Genomic DNA, 2,063 nt, shown 5'->3' with positions numbered 1-2,063 from the left:
CCGCTACTTTAAATCTACAAAAATCTATAAAACAGACCTTTAATTAAATTCCTGTTTCAACCCTGCTGGTTGCCAGACCATTTATTGCTAAATCGTCTAACAGAGCCGTCAGATCCACAGGCTTGAGTTCGGGGCTAGCTGACCCTACTTTGTTGATGTATATCTCAGTCAAATTCTTTGCAGCCTGTACGTCTCTGTCCTCGGTAAAACCGCACTTGGGACAGACGAAAATCCTGTCGCTGAGCTTAAGATCTTTGTTTACCTCGCCGCATCTTCTACAGGTTTTCGAACTCGCATAGAACTGATCCGCTTCAATAACGGTCCTTTCTCGACGGGCTGATTTTCTTTTGATCATCTCTTTCAGAGCGTAGGGGCTGTTGTCTGACACCGCTTTTGCCAACCGATGATTTGACATCATTCCCTTAACATTTAGCGTCTCTAAGCAAATAACTCTGAAATGGCGGACGAGCACGGTTGATAGCTTTTCATTCTCATCGAGCCTCTGAGCCTTGATCCGTCGGTAAAGCTTTCCTACTTTCCTTGACTGTTTGATGTAGTTCTTGGATGTTGGCGTTTTGTCGCCTTTGGTTCTCGGGTGCTGTTTTTTCGCCAACTTCCTCTGCTGCCTTGCAAGTTGCCTTTGTCTTCTCTTTAAATGCTTACTTCCTTTGATTTTGATTCCGTTAGACAGCGTCAGGAGATCTTTAACTCCCCAGTCGCAGCCGCATAACGCCTCTTGTGCGTTCTCTTTATGCGTCCCCTCATAAACGATTTCGGATGTCTCTATGCTGAATGATGCAAAGAATTTATCGCCGTCCTGGGATATCGTCACGCTGTTAATCTTTCCGGGAAAACGAATCTCTTCCCTTAGCATTACCCAACCGAACTTCGGAATGTGTAAGTAGGGTTTATTGTCAGAAGCTCCGAAGCGTTTATCTTTAATTTCAGAGCCGTTCTTTACGACGACCAAGTCTCCGCCGATATAAAACGATCCCGAGCTGTATCTCTTCTTTTTAAAGACCGGAAAGCCTTTCCGTTTAGAAGAGGATTTGTCGCTTTTGAGGTCATCAAAAAACTGAGACAAGGCTCGTTTCAAAAAGATAAAGGGCTGCTGAGAGGCATACTTTGTCACCTCCATGACAAAGGGATATTGCCTTCTTTTGATGTGATTGAACTCTTTTTTTAGTTCGAGAACGTCGATTTTTTCTTTTCGCTCTCTTTTATCGTTTACTCGTTCTAAAACCCAGTTCCACGTAAATCGAGAAACACCAAAGGCTTTGCGGCAATAAGTTTTGAATTTATTGTTCGCCTTTAGTTCGATCTTGTGGGACAAAGTTACTGTCATTTTTAAAGCCCTAGAGCTGATCCTTCGCGGTTTCGGTTAATTTTTTTAGAAGCTCTCGGTTCTTTTTACTTCGACTTCCGTACAACTTGGCAGAAAAAACGGTGATTATTTCAAGAACATCTTTGGCAAGTTCTTCTTTAAATCCTACCGTTTCATCTCCCTTATTGAGGATGATAACCTCAACCCCCTTAGTTTCACAGATAGTGAAAACCAGCTCCGCTCCGAATCTCAGCAGCCTATCTTTGTGAGTGATGACCAAGCGTTCAACCTTGTCGTTAAGAAGAGCGTCCAGAAGTTTTTTCAACCCCTTCTTTCGATAATTCATTCCGGACCCCAAGTCGGAAATGACTTCATAGGTAAAACCGTTCTTTGCGCAAAAGAGTTCCAATAATTCTATTTGTCGGCTTAAGTCTTCCTTTTGCTCATTAGTACTCACCCGGGCATAGGCGATGGTTACCTTCTGATCTTCTTTAGTTTCAGAATTAGTCAATCCGGCAATAGAAAGGAGTCGGCGTCTGCTGTAACGACGAGTCCTGCCAGCCGAAACAAAATCCGGAAGCAGTCTGCCTGTTTTCTCCCAATTGCGGAGGGTCTGGATTGAGACGCCAAGAATTTTAGACGCTTGCCCAATCGGAACAAAGTCAGAGTTCATAATCTACAAATAATTTATACTTTTTACTATATTTTTATAGATTTATTTTAACAGTTAGAAGCCCAA

2 protein-coding genes are annotated in these 2,063 nt (G+C 42.8%); both read right to left on the bottom strand.

The genetic code is table 11. The annotated features are described in order from the left end of the window. Positions 1-43: 43 nt before the first annotated feature. Entirely contained in the window at positions 44-1,345 is a 1,302-nt protein-coding gene (locus ACZND6_RS12805) for an RNA-guided endonuclease InsQ/TnpB family protein (RefSeq protein ID WP_370747751.1), read from the bottom strand. A gap of 10 nt (positions 1,346-1,355) precedes the next feature. Next, a complete protein-coding gene (locus ACZND6_RS12800) occupies positions 1,356-1,997 on the bottom strand; it encodes an IS607 family transposase (protein ID WP_300874995.1) in 642 nt (213 codons plus the stop codon). Positions 1,998-2,063 lie beyond the last annotated feature (66 nt).

It is taken from the genome of Parasutterella sp. (genome assembly GCF_057870745.1).
The sequence above is the reverse complement of the archived record's forward strand: the minus strand, read 5'-3'. Positions and strand labels throughout refer to the sequence as shown.